The organism is Agrobacterium vitis, from assembly GCF_013337045.2.
GTDB lineage: Bacteria > Pseudomonadota > Alphaproteobacteria > Rhizobiales > Rhizobiaceae > Allorhizobium > Allorhizobium vitis_B.
The window spans coordinates 3,273,757-3,290,155 of the sequence record NZ_CP118259.1 but is presented as its reverse complement, the minus strand read 5'-3'; the positions used below and the strand labels follow the sequence as shown (position 1 = coordinate 3,290,155).

The following is a 16,399-nucleotide window of genomic DNA, read 5'->3' as shown; positions in this document are numbered from 1 at the left end:
CCGGTGTTTGTCACCATGGCGCCCGGTTTGCGCTATAGGAATCAGGGGCAAAAGGAGAAAAGAATGCAGAAGAAGACGTTTGCCCCGGCAGGCATGACAGGGATGATTGGCCGCCGGGGATTTATCGGCTTGGCGGCTGCGGGGATCGCTGTTGCGGCCACGGGCGCCACAGTCTCACCCGCATATGCTCAGGCCCAGGCCAGCGCCGCCCAGAGGATCGCCGATCATTTTGCCTCGGTGAAAACCATGATGGGCGAGTTCGTGCAGTTTGGCCCACGCGGTGAACAGACAGCCGGAAAATTCTATATCGAACGGCCCGGCAAGCTGCGCTTCAACTATGAGCAGCCGTCGCCGATGCGGGTGATTTCCGATGGCCGCAACGTGGCAATCGGCAACCTGAAAATGAAGACCTGGGATGTCTATCCGCTGTCGAAAACGCCGCTGAGCCTGCTTCTGTCCGACCGCATCGATCTCGGCCATCAGATGGTGCGGCAGGTCAAGGAAGAGCAGGATCTGACCACCATCGTGCTGGGCGATAAGTCGATTTTTGGCGACCAGACGATTACCCTGATGTTCGACCCGAAGACCTTCGAGCTGCGGCAGTGGACGGTGACCGATGCGCAGGGCAAGGACACGTCGGTGATGATCTTTAACGTCCAGCAGGGCGTCAATTTCGATGAAAAAGTCTTCGAAGTTCCCTATGACGATATCCGCAATCGCGGTTAGATGTTGCCTTTGGATAAACTGGAACTCGATTTTCCCGAAAAGACCAACGAAAACAAGAGAAGCGTGAGACCGTCTGGTTCAATCTGAACCTGACAGGCTCTCGCGCATTTCAGAGATAGATATAGAGTTGCGTTTCGATTTTTTGAACGCTACGGTTATCATATAACGGATCACATTTGCGCATCTTGCTGTTCATCATGCGCAAGATGCTTTACTGCCGTGGCTTTTTTCTAATCGCGCCTGGGAGGAGTGCGATCAGAATCGAGTGGAATTTCCGAGGATTTTCCGTCCATGTCCGGATGACAATTCATTGCAAACCTCCGGATCGGAATATTGCGCGTGACGTAAAGAATTTGGCTTTGGAGGAGGCCCCCATGAACAATAGAACGCGTGCGCCCATATTGGCGCTATGCGCTGTGGCTGGCGTCACGGTTGCGTTTGGCGCATATGGCAAGACCATGGCCACAAGCAGTCAACCGGCACTGAGTGCGCGTGCGAAGAGCATCATCACCATTGAAGGGAAACAGTTCAAGGATCTGAATGCCAATGGCAGGCTTGATCCTTACGAGGACTGGCGCTTGCGTGCCGAGCAGCGGGCAGCCGACCTCTTGTCACAGATGACCCGGCAGGAAAAAGCCGGCATGTTGATGATCGACACGCTAAATGCTGGCTGCGGCGGCGCAATTGATGCGAAGGCCGTGGACTATATTGTCAGCCAGAAGATGACGCGCTTCATCCTGCGCTCCGTTGCCGCTGCAAAGGCAGAATCCTGCGATGGTCCGCCAGCCAATAGTCGCGGTGGCTACGTTGTTACACCGCAGCAACTGGCCGCTTTCTCGAATATCATCCAGGAGATGGAAGAGGGCAGCCGCCTGGGCATTCCGGCCGTGTTCAAGGACAATGCGCGCAATCACGTTGAAGCCGATCCACGCTTCGGCATTTCGGCAGGCTCTGGTGCTTTCACGCAGTTCCCGAAGGAAGCCGGTCTGGCCGCCGCCGCATTGGGCGAGGAATCGCGGAAGACCGGTAAGGCCCCAACGACTGGCGACATGGCTGATATCAAAACCTTTGCCGAGGTGATGGGAGCGGAATACAATGCCGTCGGCCTTCGCGGCCTATATGGTTACATGGCCGATCTGGCCACTGAACCGCGTTGGTATCGGGTTCATGAAACCTTCAGCGAAAACGCCGATTTGACCGCGAATGTCGTAAAGACGCTGGTCAATGGCCTGCAAGGTGGGCCGGTCAATCCAAAGACTGCGGTGGCAATGACCCTGAAACATTTCCCGGGCGGCGGCCCGCAGGAACTGGGCCTGGACCCGCACTATTCCTTCGGAAAGAACCAGATCTATCCGGACGATAAATTCGCGTACCACCTGAAGCCGTTCAGGGCGGCAATCGAGAGCGGGGTGTCGTCGATCATGCCGTATTACGGTGTGCCGATCAACCTGACCTACGAGGGCGTGACCTACGACCAGATTGGTTTTGCGTTCAACAAGCAGATCGTCACCGATCTCCTGCGTGGAAAGCTCGGTTTCAAGGGCTATGTCAATTCCGATACGGGTATTGTCGATACCAGGGCCTGGGGGCTGGAAGGCAAGACGATACCGGAACGTGTGGCGACAGCCATCAACGGCGGCACTGATATTCTCTCTGGGTTCCACACCAACAAGACGATCACTGATCTGGTTGATTCGGGCCTGGTGAGTGAAGCCCGTGTTGATGAGGCGGTTAGACGCTTGCTGCAAGAACAGTTCCAGCTCGGTCTGTTTGAAAATCCCTATATCGACGCGGGCAAGGCCAATACCGTGATTGGCGCGCAGGACAGCCGTGCCAAGGGGTTGGACATCCAGAGGAAGTCGATTGTCCTGTTGCAAAACCAGACAGGGGCCGATGGCCGAAAGCTTTTGCCGTTAAAGGCTGGTGCCAAGGTCTATACGATGGGCATGGGCAAGGCGGATGTCGAGACGTTTGGTTATAAGGTGACCGACGGAAATTATGATGCCAGCAAGGGCCAGACCCGGCCAAGCGCTGCGGGTGCTGACTATGCGGTCATCCGGGTTCTGGTCAAGGATAGCGGTGCAGCCTATGACAGCAAAAGTGACGCCAGCGGCAATAATCCGGCCCATAGAATTCCCGCGGGATTGCCCGGTGCGGGGGAGACATGGGGAAGCCAGGACCCTTGCCGTCTCTATCCGGCAATCAATGCGACGTGCTCCGATACACCGGCGCTGATCTTTGGCGGTGCCTTGCCGTGGGAGGTCGATGACATCAGCTTCACCGGCATGGCCAACCAGACCTCTCGCAGCATGTCTCCGTCCCTCGCGGACATCAAGGCGGTGATGGCCGAGATTGGTGACCCGAAGAAAGTGGTTCTAAGCATCTATTTTCGGGCGCCCTATGTGTTGGACGAGGCCAGCGGACTGAAAAATGCCGGCGCAATCACGGCGACCTTCGGTGTCACGGATGTTGCGATGATGGATCTGGTCTCCGGCAAGGTCAAGCCGCAGGGCAAGATGCCGTTTGCTTTGCCAAGAACGAAGGACGCCGTCACCTACAATCGATCCGATATGCCCGGCTTCAAGGAAACCACCAGGCCAGACGGATCAGCGCTGGAGGGTGGCGAATTGTATCCGTTTGGGTTTGGTTTGACGGATTGACCCATCGCTGACCGAGGCTTGGTTTCTGCCCGAGTCTCGGTCAAGAGTGTCTTGGTTTTTCCGGCAGCGTCATGCTTTGATCGAGCCTGCAAAGATGCCGCATCTTGCGAATGTATTCCGAGATCGTCAATTTCAAGCCTTTCCATTTTCCGGTTCGATGCTGTAGACGGAAGACGGCGATGCCGGGCAAGGTCCGGCGCTGAAGGAACCCGGCATGACTTTTTCCCTGACCACCTGGAATATCAATTCGGTGCGGCTGCGTATGCCCATCGTCGAGCATTTTCTCAAACTGCGCCGGCCGGATATTCTCTGCCTTCAGGAAATCAAATGCCAGAACCATGAGTTTCCGTTGGAGGCGTTTCAGGCGCTGGGTTATCCCTATGCCATTCTGCATGGCCAGAAGGGTTATCATGGCGTTGCCACCGTCTCGAAATTTCCGTTGACCGAAGATCACCGGCAAGATTTCTGCGGCGTCGGTGACAGCCGCCATATTTCGGCGATTTTCGAGTGGAACGGGCGGCGTATTCGCCTGCATAATTTCTATGTGCCAGCGGGCGGTGATGAGCCCAACCGGGAGATCAATCCAAAATTCGGCCATAAGCTGGATTTCGTCGAGGAAATGAAGGTGCTGTCGGCCAGTGCCGAGCCGAATACCTCCGCTATCCTGGTCGGCGACCTGAATATCGCGCCGCTGGAGCATGATGTCTGGTCGCACAAGCAGCTGCTGAAGATCGTGTCCCATACCCCGGTGGAAACCGCAGGCCTGCTTGACGTGATCGACCGGGGTGGCTGGGTAGACCTGATGCGGGAACTGGTCGATCCATCGCAAAAACTCTATACATGGTGGAGTTACCGGGCCAAGGACTGGGACAGCGCCGACAAGGGCCGCCGTCTCGACCATATCTGGTCATCGCCGGATCTGTTGCCGTCGCTGAAAACCATCGAGATCTTGCGCGAAGCGCGTGGCTGGGAAAAGCCGTCCGACCACGTACCGGTGACAGCGCAGTTCGCGCTTTGATGTCAATTTGAGTGCAACGGAGGGGTGGATGGATCAGGACCGGCTCAATCATCTGCCCGCCCGCAAGCAGCGCGAGCTGCAGCGGGTGGTCCGCATTCTCTTCGATGAATTTGAGGCCGCGCAAAAGGGCAGGCTGTCCGATAAAAACAAGGGCGGTCGTATCCTCAAGCTGATCCTGTTCGGCTCCTATGCGCGTGGCGATTGGGTCGAGGATCATGCCAGCGGCTATTATTCCGATTATGACCTGCTGGTGGTGGTCAATACCGAGGTTTTTGCCGATGAGGATGAGTTCTGGCGCGGTGCGCAGGACTATCTGATACGGGAGGAAATCGCCACCAAGCGCTTGAAAACCCCTGTCAATTTCATTGTTCACTCCCTTGATGATATGAACAATCGACTGGCTCGTGGCCTGCCTTTCTTCATCGATATCGCCCGTGACGGCATCCCGCTTTATGAAGCGCCGGGCTTTCCGCTCGCTACGGCCCAGCCGCTGGCTCCAGAGGAGAGGCAGGCGCAGGCGAAGACTTATTTTGAGGATTGGTTTTCGAGTGCCGAGGCCTTTCAGGCCGCAGCCGGATTTTTGATTGAGCGTGGTAATTTTAATGAAGCCGCCTTCCAGCTTCATCAAACGGTTGAACGGCTTTACCACTGCGTTCTGCTGGTGCTGACGCTCTATAGCCCCCGGCTGCACAATTTGCGAAAATTGCGACCGCTGGCCGAAAATTTGGATACCCGTCTGATTGATGCGTGGCCGAGGAAAAACCGCCTTGCCCGCCGTTGTTTCGATCGCCTGCACCGCGCCTATGTCGAAGCCCGTTATTCATCAAAATATGAGATTACCGCCGAGGAATTGGCGTGGCTGGTGGAGCATATCAAACAGTTGCAGGGCGCTGTCGAACTGGTCTGCAAGGAGTGGCTGGAGAACCACGATCTATAGCAGTGTCAGTAAACCGCTGTTATTGATTGGCGACAGTACATAAATATTGTCGCTTCGATATGACGTTTACCCCCTCTGTCCTGCCGGACATCTCCCCCTCAAGGAGGGAGATCGGATAGACGTGGCCGCTCATTCTTCGGAAACATTGGCGATTTCCGACGGTTTGTTCAGATGGCTTGAAGCGAACGGCCAACTCCGGTTCGATCTCCCCCCTTGAGGTGGGGTGAGGAAGGGTCGGCGTAGCCGAACAATCGATCCAGTGGATCGATTGTACTGACGAACGCCCGGAGCCATGCGAAGGGCCAAGCCTGGCAAGGCAGAGGGGGGTGAACCTCACGGTAAAACGATGATGCAGTCCTGCTGCCCCACCAGAGAATGCGACATGGTGAGCCGTCGCGTATTACCGAAAACGCTCTTCCATCCCCTTTGCACCGGTCGCCAGTGCCATGAGATTTTGCCGGATGCGCTCCTGCATGACCAAGCCGAGCTGCGGATATTCCTCCAGCAGCCGGTGGAACAGCGGGCGGGGAATGCGCAGCACTTCGGAATCCTCCAGGGCGATGGCGGTGTATTTGCGCTCCACCATAGTGGCCAGTGCCAGTTCCGACAGCATGGTGCCGGGACCGGCAACGGCGGCGACTTGCGGCTTGCCATCGCGGCCGGTGTTGGAAAGCTCGAACCGGCCGCGCACCACCACATAGGCGCATTCAGCCGGGGAGTGTTCCCGAAACAGCGGCTGGCCCTGGCCGATGGGCCTGTGTTCGGCACCAAAGGCAATCAGCCGTAATTGGTCCGGCTCCAAGCCCTGAAACAGCGCCAGGGATGAGAGCAGTTGCATGTCATCGCTCAGCGCCATCGAGAATGCTCCGGTTCAGGGTCCGTTCAATGTCCGTTTAGGGAATAATCTTGTAACCGCCGTTTTCGGTCACCAGAATTTCGGCGTTGGACGGGTCCCGTTCTATCTTCTGGCGCAGGCGATAGACATGGGTTTCCAGCGTATGGGTGGTGACGCCGGAGTTGTATCCCCAGACTTCTTCCAGTAGCACGTCGCGGGTGACGACTTTTTGTCCGGCGCGGTAGAGATAGCGGATGATGGCCGCTTCCTTTTCCGTCAGCCGGATTTTCTTGCCGTCTTCGGTGGTCAGCAGCTTCTGGCTTGGCTTGAACAGATAGGGGCCGACGGTAAAAGTCGCATCCTCGCTCTGCTCGTGCTGGCGCAACTGCGCACGGATGCGCGCCAGCAGAACCGCAAAGCGGAATGGTTTGGTAACGTAGTCGTTGGCACCGGCTTCAAGCCCCAGAATGGTGTCGGAATCGGTGTCGTGGCCGGTCAGCATGATGACGGGGGCTTTGAAGCCGCCCTTGCGCAGCAGTTTCACGGCTTCGCGGCCATCCATGTCGGGCAGGCCGACATCCATGATCATCAGGTCTACCTGGCCGTTGCGGGCAGCCTGCACGCCCTTGGTGGCGTTGGATTCCTGCTGGATCGAAAACTCCTCGTAGAGGGAAAGTTGTTCCACCAGCGTTTCGCGCAGGTCATCGTCGTCATCGACCAGAAGGATCGTCCGAGCAGCCATACCTGATATACTCCCAAGCAGCGAACAGGCCAGATTGCACTGTTCTTGAAATCATTGTCTTATCTAGCCAACTCACTCTACAAGAAAAGTGTTCGACAAAGCAAAACTCCGTGAGCGATATGCCAAACCCAGTTTCCAGAGCCGGGGCTCAACCGCGCCAAGGTCTTCGCAGTATTGTGGTGCGCCGCAAGCCCGGTTGCAAGAGCCAGGCCATCGTTCAGGCTGGACCGCTGCGGTTTCCCGCCGCCATCGGACGGTCGGGCATCACGGCCTTCAAGCGCGAGGGCGATGGGGCAACCCCACGGGCATCGATGCGGTTGCTTTGCGGCTACTTTCGGGCGGAGCTTCGTGGGGCCATATGCTCGCGCCTGCCCTTGAGGTCGATTCGTGCCGATATGCTGTGGTGCGATGCGCCGGGCCATCCGGCCTATAACCGTCCGGTCAAGGCGCCTTTCACTCCCAGTCATGAGCGGTTGCAGCGACAGGACCGGCTTTACGATGTTTGTCTGGTGATGGATTGGAACATCACCTGCCGCAAACAAGGCAGCGGGTCTGCAATCTTTTTCCATATTGCCCGCCCGGACTATGCCCCGACGGAAGGCTGCGTGGCGATCAGCCCCGCCGACATGCGTCGCCTGCTTGGCGTTGTTTCGCCAGCGACCGTCGTCACGGTTCTGTGAAAAATCCCTTTCCGATCCAAACAGATGTCTGTCGGGGTGTGAAAGCGGCAACGCTTGCCTATCTATGGAACCGGCATCATTGATGTGCATTCCCAAACGGGCCGCAGTCTCGGCTGCGCCTCTGTCTTTTTCCCGGGCCGTCACGGTCCTTGCCCGATCTTAAACCCCGATCTCGAATGGGAGACTTTTACGTGGCAGATCAATCCTACATTTCCTTTTCCGACGGCAACAGCATCCCACAGGTGGGTCTCGGCGTCTGGCAAACACCCAATAGCGAAGCGGCACCTGCGGTACGTTCGGCGCTGTCGGCGGGTTATCGCCATATTGATACGGCTGCCGTCTACGAAAACGAGGAGGGTGTCGGTGAAGGCATCCGCTCGTCCGGCATCGACCGCGGCGATATTTTCCTGACCACCAAGCTGTGGAACAATGAGCAGGGCTTCGACAACACGCTCAAGGCCTTCGATGCCAGCCTGAAACGGCTCGGCACTGACTATGTCGATCTCTACCTGATCCACTGGCCATCGCCGCATCGTGGCCTGTTTGTCGAGACCTGGAAGGCCTTTACTCGTTTGAAGGAAGAGGGCCGGGCCCGCTCCATCGGCGTGTCGAATTTCTATCCGGAGCATCTGAAGACGATCATCGATGAAACCGGCGTGGTGCCTGTCATCAACCAGATCGAACTGCATCCGGATTTCCAGCAGAAGCAAGCCCGCGACTTCCACCAGGCCCACGGTATCATCACCCAGTCCTGGAGCCCACTTGGTCAGGGCAAGCTGTTGGATAATCCGGTGATCGGCAAGATCGCCGCCAAGCATGGCCGCACGGCGGCCCAGATCATCATCCGTTGGCATATCGAAAGCGGGCTGGTGGTGATCCCGAAATCCGTCACGCCGTCGCGCATCGAGGAGAATTTCAAGGTGTTCGATTTCAGCCTCGATCCTGAGGATATGACTGAGATCGCTGCGCTCGACAGCTCATCCACCCGCATTGGACCCGATCCAATGACGGCGAGCTTCTGATTTCACGTGAATCATTGAGTGAAAACAAGAAAGGCGGCTCAAGAGCCGCCTTTCTGATGAAGAGTTCGAGACTATCTCACTTCCACTCGCGGATATCGACGAAATGGCCGGCAATGGCGGCAGCAGCGGCCATGGCGGGGGAAACGAGGTGGGTGCGGCCCTTATAGCCCTGGCGGCCTTCGAAATTGCGGTTCGAGGTCGAGGCGCAGCGTTCTTCCGGCTTCAGGCGGTCGTCGTTCATGGCCAGGCACATGGAACAGCCCGGCTCACGCCATTCGCAACCGGCATCGAGGAAGATCTTGTCGAGACCTTCGGCTTCTGCCTGTTCCTTGACGAGGCCAGACCCTGGAACAACCATGGCAGAAACGGTCGAGGCCACTTTGCGGTCCTTCAGCACGGCGGCTGCGGCACGCAGGTCTTCGATGCGGCCATTGGTGCAGGAGCCGATGAACACCCGGTCGATGGCGATATCGGTGATCTTGGTGCCGGGCTTCAGGCCCATATAGTCGAGCGCGCGCCACTTCGACGTCCGCTTGTTTTCGTCAGCGATATCGTCCGGGTTCGGCACGACGCCCTGAACCGAAATCACATCTTCCGGGGAAGAGCCCCAGGAGACGATGGGCGGCAGGTTGGCGGCATCCAGCACGACGGTGCGGTCGAAATGTGCGCCTTCATCGGTATGCAGCGTCTTCCAGTATTGAAGCGCCATGTCCAGCTCTTCACCCTTCGGCGCGCGGGGCTTGCCCTTGATATATTCGAAGGTCTTTTCATCAGGCGCAATCAAGCCAGCGCGGGCGCCGCCTTCGATCGTCATGTTGCAGACGGTCATGCGGCCTTCCATCGAAAGGGCCTGGATGGCTTCACCAGCAAATTCGATGACGTGGCCGGTGCCGCCAGCCGTGCCGATTTCACCGATGATGGCGAGAATGATGTCCTTGGCGGTGACGCCAGCAGGCAGCTTGCCATCGACACGCACCAGCATGTTCTTGGCTTTCTTCTGGATCAAGGTCTGGGTGGCCAGAACATGTTCCACTTCCGACGTGCCGATACCATGCGCCAAAGCACCGAAGGCACCGTGGGTCGAGGTATGGCTATCGCCGCAGACGATGGTCATGCCGGGCAGGGTAAAGCCCTGTTCAGGGCCGACGATATGCACGATGCCCTGGCGCTTGTCCTTTTCGGAATAATATTCGACGCCGAAGTCAGCGGCGTTCTTGGCGAGCGCCTCGACCTGGATGCGGCTTTCCTCGTTCTTGATGCCCTCGGCCCGATCCGGCGTGGTCGGTACGTTATGGTCAACGACGGCCAGTGTGCGGGTTGGTGCATGCACCTTGCGGCCAGCCATGCGCAGACCTTCAAAAGCCTGCGGGCTCGTCACTTCGTGCACGAGGTGGCGGTCGATATAGAGAAGACAGGTGCCGTCATCCTGGCGATCCACCAGATGGTCATCGAAAATCTTGTCGTAGAGGGTACGAGGTGCGCTCATGGCTGTTCATCCGTCGAAGGGTTGAAAAGGGATTGGGTCATATGACCGCGTCAAAGTTTGTTTGCAAGATCGGGGAGTGTTTGCAAGACTATCGCAGTGAAAGGCCGCTGGCCAAACCGCGAGGAGCGACTTATGCCAGCTGAGTCCCTAGCGCCGCACCGATACGCGCAAAAAAGCGTGCCGGCAGACGCTTATGGTCTTGCAGCACGAATATGTCAGGCGCGAGACATCCAAATTTAGATCCCATGCCGATCTGATACCAGTTTTCAAGCCAAACGGCAATTCAAAGATTGAAGGCTTCGCCTTGGGTTTCATCAAGGACGCCAGCAAGGTTTAAAGGACTGGAACTGAAAAATCCTGCGGCTCAAGGCCTGTTGCGGCCCGCGCTGCCATGGTGTGATAGGCGGTTTCCAGGTGACGAATAAATCCGGTGACATCAAACAACGGCGATCTTGGGCCTTGTGCACGAATAGTCTGTTTCAAGGCCTCACGGGCGCTCTTGTCGCGGGCGAGATCGATGCACAGAGTGACATAGGCATCGGCGTCTCGGGCAATCAGCTTTTCTAGCCCACACGCCTGCAATAGGCTCGCCGTAACGCGGCTGGCGAAATTTCCACCCGAAAAAGTTGGCACGGGTAGACCAGCCTGCAAGGCATCGAGTGTTGAAAATCCGTCATTGTAGGGGAAACAATCGAGGGCGATGTCGGCCAATGTCATCCAGCCAACACGTTCCAGGGGTTCAGCGGGGTTGCGAAAAACCAATTTGTTTTGGGCAATGCCCTGACGGTTCATCCAGGCGCTAAAATTTTTACAGGCGTAATTGCCGCAGGAGATCCATAGCAGGCTATTTTCCGCCTGCCGCAGAATATCGACCCAGAGATCGGCGGTTCTTGGAGATATCTGTTCGGTGGGATGAAAAGCGGCGAAGACTACTCCGTCTTCAGGCAGGTCGAACTGCTTGCGCGACAGCGAAGGCGGCTGTTGCACGGGAGAACTGACGAGAAAAATCTCCGGCAGATGGCAGATCGCCCGGCCATGGAGGCGGAGGTCGTCCTTCGGCAGAACTGCGGTGTTTGCGAGCGTATAATCGCAGATAAGCCCGGTTCTTGGCCCCGGATGACCGGCCATTGCCAGATGCAGTGGTGCGATTCGGTGCCGCAGCAGATCAGGACGGCCGCCGTCGCCATGGCCAAGCGGATCGATCAGGATATCGATATCAGCCGCGCGCAGGGCAGCCAAAGCCGCATCCTCACAGAGATCCTTGAGGCTGAGCGCCGTCATCTCTGCATCCAATTCTTCGGGTCCCGGCGGCTCTTGGCAAATCAGCAGAATGTCGAAAGCGGCTCGGTCGTGTCGGGCGGCAAGCGACAGGGTGAGTCTGCGAAGTGGATCATCGCTTGGCCCGTCGGCGAGCAGATAGGCGAGTTTGAGTGTCTCGCCAGCTGGTTTTCTCCAGTCGCGTGAAGCTGGTCCCGGAGCTGGCAAGCCATTGTTCCAGCGGCTGTTCAAAGTCTCGTCATCACACCAACTCAGATGAGCGGTCTGGCTGTCGAGTGAATAATAGGTCTCCTCCTGCCGGTTCAGCCGGTCCCGGACCGCCTGGTCGCTCATGCGCATTTCGTCGATATTGAGCGTCTGCCGCAAAGCGGTCCGATAGGTTCGCCAGGATTGGACATCAAAGGGACCGGAGCGAATAGCCCGCCTGGACGTTTCGAGGCGCTGGATTTCCAGTGCACTCGCCTTCTCAATCCCGGATCGTTCCATTTTGTCCGCGAGTGTGGTCAGGGTGAGAGCTTGATCAGGCAAGATTGTTGCTGCCTGCCGGTAAAATCCTGCGGCTTCGGTGAAATGGTCGAGCTTGGCACAGCACTGCGCCATGACCAGCAAGGCTTTCGGCCCCGGAGCCGGGTCTTTGGCCAAGGCGCTTTTCAAAGCGGCATAGGCATCCGCCAGGTTTCCGGAGGCGTAAAGCGCCAATGCTGCGGCAAGATTGTCGGACATCGCGTCTGCTGTCACTCCTGTTGATCGCCCGGCGATATACCGTTGGTCTGGCGCAGGGCTTGTCTTTCGTTCAGGCTTGCAGCATCGGACCACAAAGGGTCTGCCAGTTTTCTGTATGGTGCAGGGGCACGTCATCCAGCCTGGGGAAACACTGCCTTTCTATAGGAATACCAAGTCTCGAAGATGCTGAGGCATCCTCTCCTTTAAAAATTCTGTTGCCCTGTTTTCGGAAAACTCTGCATGTCCCAGCTTTCAATTGTTGTTCCAAGCCGCCGATCGCTGGAGAAGAGCCGATTTTCCCTGGAAAGTGCGTTGATCTATGCGGAAAAGCTGGATGCCGTGCTGATCGTGTCCGACAATTCCGGCGATCCGGCCAAGGCGGAATGGCTGCAAGGCCTGGGCGCGCGCGTCCGTTACCTGCATTCCACCGCAGAAGATGCCATAGCCAATCTGGTCAACGCGCTCAACCATGTGGAAACACCGTTCCTCATGCCATTTGCCGATGATGACGCGATCTATGTGCTCGACGGCTTGCCGGTGGTGGATCTCTCCTCCTTGCCGCAGGATGTGATCGGTGTGCGACCGCAAACGATGATGTGGCGCGACGATGCAGGTGTGGCCGACGTGGTCACGACCAATCTGAATGCGGAGACGCCATCAGGTCGGATACAGCAATATGTCTATAAGACTGGTGGCAATAATGCGCTTTATTACAGCATTTTTCGCAGCCAGCTATTTAGAGGGGTCCTGAAGCTTTTCAATGCTCATCATCCGACGCGGGGCGCCTATTGCGACTGGAGTTTCGTTGCTACGTTTCTGTGTTGTGGCAAGGTGTTGTATGATCCGGCTTTGATCTATTGCTATGATGTCGGGCAATGGAACTCTGCTGCGACTTTGAACGCCTCGTTTGACACGCTGCTGTTGCAAGTCGGTCTGCCGGAAACATCGCGCTATTATCATGAATTTCTGTTGTTTCTGGATATGTATAGCCTGTTTGGCTGGGGCGACCTGCCTTTGGACGCTGCCGACCGTGATGATGCGGTCCATGCCAATATCTGGTTCAATTTACGGGTATTCTGCAATCGGGTGGCCCGCCAGCCGGATCTTTATCCGCAAGAGGTCAAGGATGCGGTGGCAGCACTTGGCACTGCCGCCGATCCGGAAACGCTCTTTGCGACGATCCTGCCGGTGGCCGATAGCCTTAGACCTGGTCTTGCCGAGGAGTATTGCCGGTATCGGGCGGTGATTGGCGACGTTTAGGTTCTCTGGCCATCGCGGGACCGCATGCGCTTTTCCACCCGCCGCAGAATGAGTGACAGGCCGATGGTGAGGATCAGATAAATATAGGCGACGATGGAATAGGTCTCGAAAAACCGGAAGGACCCGGAGGCATAGATCTTTCCCGCCTGGCTGATATCGGCGACGCCCAGCACCGAGACCAGTGACGAATCCTTGACCATGGCAACGAAATCATTGGAGAGCGGCGGGAAAATAACTCGGATGGCCTGGGGTAGAATCACCAGGCGAAACCGTTGCGCCCGGTTCAGCCCCAGCGATTTGGCCGCCTCGATCTGCCCCTTGTCGATGGATTCGATACCGGCCCTGAAGATTTCGGCGATAAAGGCCGAATAGCCGATGCAAAGCGCAAAAATCGCCCGCCACATCAGCGAGACATCGCGCACCTGAAGCGGTTCAAGCCAGCCGGAGGAAACAAGCGGGGCGGTGAGGGTATTATAGAGGGCAACGAAGCCGGGTGCGCCGACGAAGGCCACGTAAAACAGCAGGACCAGGACCGGAATGCCCCTGACGATCTCGATATAAAACCGGGCGGCCTGGCGCAGCACGATGCTATCGGCCATGCCCGCCAGCGCGATCAAGAGGCCAAGCATGGAGGCGAGCGCAAAACCGGTCAGCGTGACGAAAACGGTGACGCCGATACCGCGGGAGACGGTTTCGAACACCTGGGTATAGAGATCGTTGACGGCGATGGTGATGGCCAGCGCCAGCGCCAGAAGGCCAAGCGCCACCAGCCACCAGGCAAAATCCTGCTTGCTACCGTTCGGAAGGGTCTGGAAGGCCATGGAAAACTGCCTGGCCGTCAATCACCCAGCTTGTAATCGAGGAACCATTTCTTGTTCAGGGCGTCGAACGTGCCATCGGCCTTCAGGGCCGCGATGGCGGCATTGACCGGCTTGACCAGATCCGAACCCTTTGGAAAAATGAAGCCGAAATCCTCTGTCCCCAGCGGTTCGCCGATGATTTTCAGGGCTCCGTTGGAGGCATCGACATAGCCCTTGCCCGCAGTGCTGTCGGTCAGAACCAGATCAACATCGCCGGTTTTCAAGGCCTGCACGGTTGCGCCGAAGGTTTCAAACAGTTTGATACGCGGGTTCTGTTCGTTACCATCAAGCACTTCGTAGACAGCGGTGTAGAACGGGCTTGTGCCGGGCTGCGCGCCGATCAAGCCTTTGTCGAGGGCCTTGAAGCTCTTGGCATCGGTAAAACGGGCCTCATCGCCGCGCACCAGCATCAATTGCTGCGAGCGCATATAGGGATCGGAGAAATCGACCTTCTCCTTGCGGTCTTCCTTGATGGTGATGCCGGTCATGCCAATGTTGTATTGTCCGTCGGACACCGCCTGGATCATCGCGTCCCAGGAGGTGTTCTGATATTCAACCTTGAAATTCAACCGCTTGGCGATCTCGTTCATGGCGTCATATTCCCAGCCGATGGCTTTGCCGCTCTTCGGATCGACAAATTGTATCGGCGGATAGGCGTTTTCGGTCACGACGATCACCGTCTTGCCGCCGAGATCCGGCAGATCCGCAGCAAAGGCGGCAAAGGGGGCAAGCAAAAGAGCCGAAAGACCGGCGAGAACGGTGCGGCGCAAAGACATGAAAATAACTCCTGGACCATGTGGCGAGCGAACACTGTCACACATGATCCCTCCATTTCAAGGGACTTGAGGCCCGAACAGCCCTTCATCCCGGCTGCATCGTGCCGAAGGCGGAGACCAGTGCGACAGCGGCAAGACCCAGCCCACATTCCGCCAGCGTTCCGATACGGATAGCGCGGATCGCGCCTGCCGGGCTGTGATGCATGCGCGGTACGAAGACGTAGCGGTTGATGATGGCGATCATCACCATGGCGGCAACGGTACCGATCTTGACGAGCAGCAATTTCTGATAGGGCATGCTGATATCGACAGCATGGGCCCCGATGATCAGCCAGGCGTTGAGTGCGCCACTGATCAGGGTCAGGGCGACGGCGATATGGCCTATGGTGGAAAATCGCATCAGTGCCGCCAGTGCCGGCGGCCGTGCGCGTTCATCCTGCATGGCCTGTAGCAATAGCACGACCGGTGGCAAGGCTCCGAGCCAGAGGCTGGCAGCCAGAAGATGCAGGCTGTGATTGGCGCGATGCAGAAGGCCGGTCGCACCCGTCTCGGCAATTGCATGACCACTGAGGCTGAGGCTGATCAAGACCAAGGCGCCAAACAGCGTTACGGCGATGCCGCGATGACGGCGAAAGAGGCAATAGACCAGCAGGAGCGCGCCAGTGAGCCCTGCCTGTAGCCCGAGCGCCGCTCCGCTTTGCGTGGCCTGGAGCAGGTCGGCGACCAGAGCCAGCGTCACCGTTTGCCAGCCATCACCGAGCAAGGCTGCCTGGGCGGCGATCTTGCCGATGCCGGCAATCACCATGAGCGCGAGCGCGAGATGGTAAAATCTGGCCAGACGGTGCTCGATATGCTTGGCAAGATCCTTGGCGACGGCAAGCAACAGAAAGCCATGCGCGCCCCAGAGGAAGAGCGCGCAGGCGTCGAACACCAGGCGGCAGAGGATGTTGGCCTGTTCGGGTGTCACGGCTTGATGGTGAAGCTGGTCGTACCGTTGGACTTATGACCATCGACCGACAGAACATGCCATTCGACACTATAGGCGCCAGGAGCAAGCGGCTCACTGAGCGGAACACTCAGACCCTTGCCGTCCTTGCTGACCACGGCTTCACCGGTCTTGATTTTCTGCTGTTGCGGCCCGGTGATATCGACACCGGAAAATTTCGGCTCAAGCCCTTCAGTGAAGCTGAGGTCGATGGTTTTCGGAGCGCTGGCAATGGTCGCCTTGTCCGCCGGGGCGACGCTGGCCAGATGAGCATGGGCGAAGGCTTGGCCAGTCAGGGCCAGGGCGCCGAAGAGTGCAAATGTGGCCAGTGTTTTGGATGTGACAGTCATGATCATGTCCTTTGGTTTTGGCTGAGAGGGATTGCTGGCGGCTTTCGATGCGCCGCCCTTT

Annotated in this window: 15 protein-coding genes; 7 read left to right on the top strand and 8 right to left on the bottom strand. The window is 57.5% G+C overall.

The genetic code is table 11. The annotated features are described in order from the left end of the window. Positions 1-63: 63 nt before the first annotated feature. The 4 genes from G6L01_RS15620 to G6L01_RS15605 all read left to right on the top strand — a co-directional run bounded on the left by G6L01_RS15620 (position 64) and on the right by G6L01_RS15605 (position 5,341). Complete coding sequence (locus G6L01_RS15620) at positions 64-726, top strand: outer membrane lipoprotein carrier protein LolA (RefSeq protein WP_070166321.1); 663 nt, start codon at positions 64-66, stop codon at positions 724-726. Between the two features lie 374 nt (positions 727-1,100). Beyond that, positions 1,101-3,386: a glycoside hydrolase family 3 protein gene (locus G6L01_RS15615; protein ID WP_070166322.1), complete on the top strand. Its 2,286-nt coding sequence runs from the start codon at positions 1,101-1,103 to the stop codon at positions 3,384-3,386. Between the two features lie 214 nt (positions 3,387-3,600). After that, positions 3,601-4,404, top strand: coding sequence for an exodeoxyribonuclease III (locus G6L01_RS15610; RefSeq protein ID WP_070166323.1), 804 nt, complete (start codon positions 3,601-3,603; stop codon positions 4,402-4,404). Positions 4,405-4,432: 28 nt separating this feature from the next. Further along, positions 4,433-5,341, top strand: a complete 909-nt coding sequence (locus G6L01_RS15605; protein WP_070166324.1) for a HEPN domain-containing protein — start codon at positions 4,433-4,435, stop codon at positions 5,339-5,341. A 400-nt stretch (positions 5,342-5,741) separates the two neighbouring features. Here G6L01_RS15605 and G6L01_RS15600 read toward each other — a convergent pair whose 3' ends face one another. Both G6L01_RS15600 and G6L01_RS15595 read right to left on the bottom strand, forming a co-directional pair. Then, the gene (locus G6L01_RS15600; protein ID WP_070166325.1) at positions 5,742-6,197 is read right to left on the bottom strand and encodes a cyclic nucleotide-binding domain-containing protein; all 456 of its coding nucleotides are present in this window, start codon (positions 6,195-6,197) and stop codon (positions 5,742-5,744) included. A 37-nt stretch (positions 6,198-6,234) separates the two neighbouring features. Next, positions 6,235-6,918 carry a response regulator transcription factor gene (locus G6L01_RS15595; protein WP_015917473.1) on the bottom strand — a complete coding sequence of 228 codons (684 nt, stop codon included), beginning with the start codon at positions 6,916-6,918 and terminating at the stop codon, positions 6,235-6,237. A gap of 119 nt (positions 6,919-7,037) precedes the next feature. Between G6L01_RS15595 and G6L01_RS15590 the strand changes: the two genes are divergently transcribed. Together G6L01_RS15590 and G6L01_RS15585 are read left to right on the top strand one after the other, a co-directional pair. Beyond that, complete coding sequence (locus tag G6L01_RS15590; RefSeq protein ID WP_070166326.1) at positions 7,038-7,598, top strand: L,D-transpeptidase family protein; 561 nt, start codon at positions 7,038-7,040, stop codon at positions 7,596-7,598. Between the two features lie 191 nt (positions 7,599-7,789). Next, the gene (locus G6L01_RS15585) at positions 7,790-8,620 is read left to right on the top strand and encodes an aldo/keto reductase (protein WP_070166327.1); all 831 of its coding nucleotides are present in this window, start codon (positions 7,790-7,792) and stop codon (positions 8,618-8,620) included. Between the two features lie 76 nt (positions 8,621-8,696). Here G6L01_RS15585 and leuC read toward each other — a convergent pair whose 3' ends face one another. Together leuC and G6L01_RS15575 are read right to left on the bottom strand one after the other, a co-directional pair. After that, positions 8,697-10,106 carry a 3-isopropylmalate dehydratase large subunit gene (gene leuC / locus G6L01_RS15580; protein ID WP_070166328.1) on the bottom strand — a complete coding sequence of 470 codons (1,410 nt, stop codon included), beginning with the start codon at positions 10,104-10,106 and terminating at the stop codon, positions 8,697-8,699. Positions 10,107-10,439: 333 nt separating this feature from the next. After that, positions 10,440-12,107 (bottom strand): O-linked N-acetylglucosamine transferase family protein, encoded by a 1,668-nt coding sequence (locus G6L01_RS15575; protein ID WP_070166329.1) that lies wholly within the window; start codon positions 12,105-12,107, stop codon positions 10,440-10,442. Between the two features lie 240 nt (positions 12,108-12,347). Here G6L01_RS15575 and G6L01_RS15570 point away from each other — a divergent pair, with 240 nt between their 5' ends. Continuing rightward, positions 12,348-13,367 carry a glycosyltransferase family protein gene (locus G6L01_RS15570; RefSeq protein WP_070166330.1) on the top strand — a complete coding sequence of 340 codons (1,020 nt, stop codon included), beginning with the start codon at positions 12,348-12,350 and terminating at the stop codon, positions 13,365-13,367. On the opposite strand, the gene G6L01_RS15565 is transcribed toward G6L01_RS15570, so the two are convergent. The 4 genes from G6L01_RS15565 to copC all read right to left on the bottom strand — a co-directional run bounded on the left by G6L01_RS15565 (position 13,364) and on the right by copC (position 16,344). Continuing rightward, on the bottom strand, positions 13,364-14,188 hold the full coding sequence (locus tag G6L01_RS15565; RefSeq protein WP_071207225.1) for an amino acid ABC transporter permease: 825 nt from the start codon (positions 14,186-14,188) through the stop codon (positions 13,364-13,366). The two genes, G6L01_RS15570 and G6L01_RS15565, sit on opposite strands and share 4 nt — an antisense overlap. 17 nt (positions 14,189-14,205) lie before the next feature. Continuing rightward, positions 14,206-15,003, bottom strand: a complete 798-nt coding sequence (locus G6L01_RS15560) for a transporter substrate-binding domain-containing protein (RefSeq protein WP_070166331.1) — start codon at positions 15,001-15,003, stop codon at positions 14,206-14,208. 85 nt (positions 15,004-15,088) lie between these two features. Continuing rightward, positions 15,089-15,970, bottom strand: coding sequence for a copper homeostasis membrane protein CopD (copD, locus tag G6L01_RS15555; protein WP_070166332.1), 882 nt, complete (start codon positions 15,968-15,970; stop codon positions 15,089-15,091). Further along, entirely contained in the window at positions 15,967-16,344 is a 378-nt protein-coding gene (gene copC / locus G6L01_RS15550; RefSeq protein WP_081344148.1) for a copper homeostasis periplasmic binding protein CopC, read from the bottom strand. Before copC ends, copD begins: the two co-directional genes overlap by 4 nt. Between the last annotated feature and the right edge of the window lie 55 nt (positions 16,345-16,399).

What these genes read in the sequence shown, in the direction of transcription:
- G6L01_RS15620 (WP_070166321.1), top strand. Translation starts at nt 64, where the DNA reads ATGCAGAAGAAGACGTTTGCCCCGGCAGGCATGACAGGGATGATTGGC.
- G6L01_RS15615 (WP_070166322.1), top strand. Translation starts at nt 1,101, where the DNA reads ATGAACAATAGAACGCGTGCGCCCATATTGGCGCTATGCGCTGTGGCT.
- G6L01_RS15610 (WP_070166323.1), top strand. Translation starts at nt 3,601, where the DNA reads ATGACTTTTTCCCTGACCACCTGGAATATCAATTCGGTGCGGCTGCGT.
- G6L01_RS15605 (WP_070166324.1), top strand. Translation starts at nt 4,433, where the DNA reads ATGGATCAGGACCGGCTCAATCATCTGCCCGCCCGCAAGCAGCGCGAG.
- G6L01_RS15600 (WP_070166325.1), bottom strand. Translation starts at nt 6,197, where the DNA reads ATGGCGCTGAGCGATGACATGCAACTGCTCTCATCCCTGGCGCTGTTT.
- G6L01_RS15595 (WP_015917473.1), bottom strand. Translation starts at nt 6,918, where the DNA reads ATGGCTGCTCGGACGATCCTTCTGGTCGATGACGACGATGACCTGCGC.
- G6L01_RS15590 (WP_070166326.1), top strand. Translation starts at nt 7,038, where the DNA reads ATGCCAAACCCAGTTTCCAGAGCCGGGGCTCAACCGCGCCAAGGTCTT.
- leuC (WP_070166328.1), bottom strand. Translation starts at nt 10,106, where the DNA reads ATGAGCGCACCTCGTACCCTCTACGACAAGATTTTCGATGACCATCTG.
- G6L01_RS15575 (WP_070166329.1), bottom strand. Translation starts at nt 12,107, where the DNA reads ATGTCCGACAATCTTGCCGCAGCATTGGCGCTTTACGCCTCCGGAAAC.
- G6L01_RS15570 (WP_070166330.1), top strand. Translation starts at nt 12,348, where the DNA reads ATGTCCCAGCTTTCAATTGTTGTTCCAAGCCGCCGATCGCTGGAGAAG.
- G6L01_RS15565 (WP_071207225.1), bottom strand. Translation starts at nt 14,188, where the DNA reads ATGGCCTTCCAGACCCTTCCGAACGGTAGCAAGCAGGATTTTGCCTGG.
- G6L01_RS15560 (WP_070166331.1), bottom strand. Translation starts at nt 15,003, where the DNA reads ATGTCTTTGCGCCGCACCGTTCTCGCCGGTCTTTCGGCTCTTTTGCTT.
- copC (WP_081344148.1), bottom strand. Translation starts at nt 16,344, where the DNA reads ATGATCATGACTGTCACATCCAAAACACTGGCCACATTTGCACTCTTC.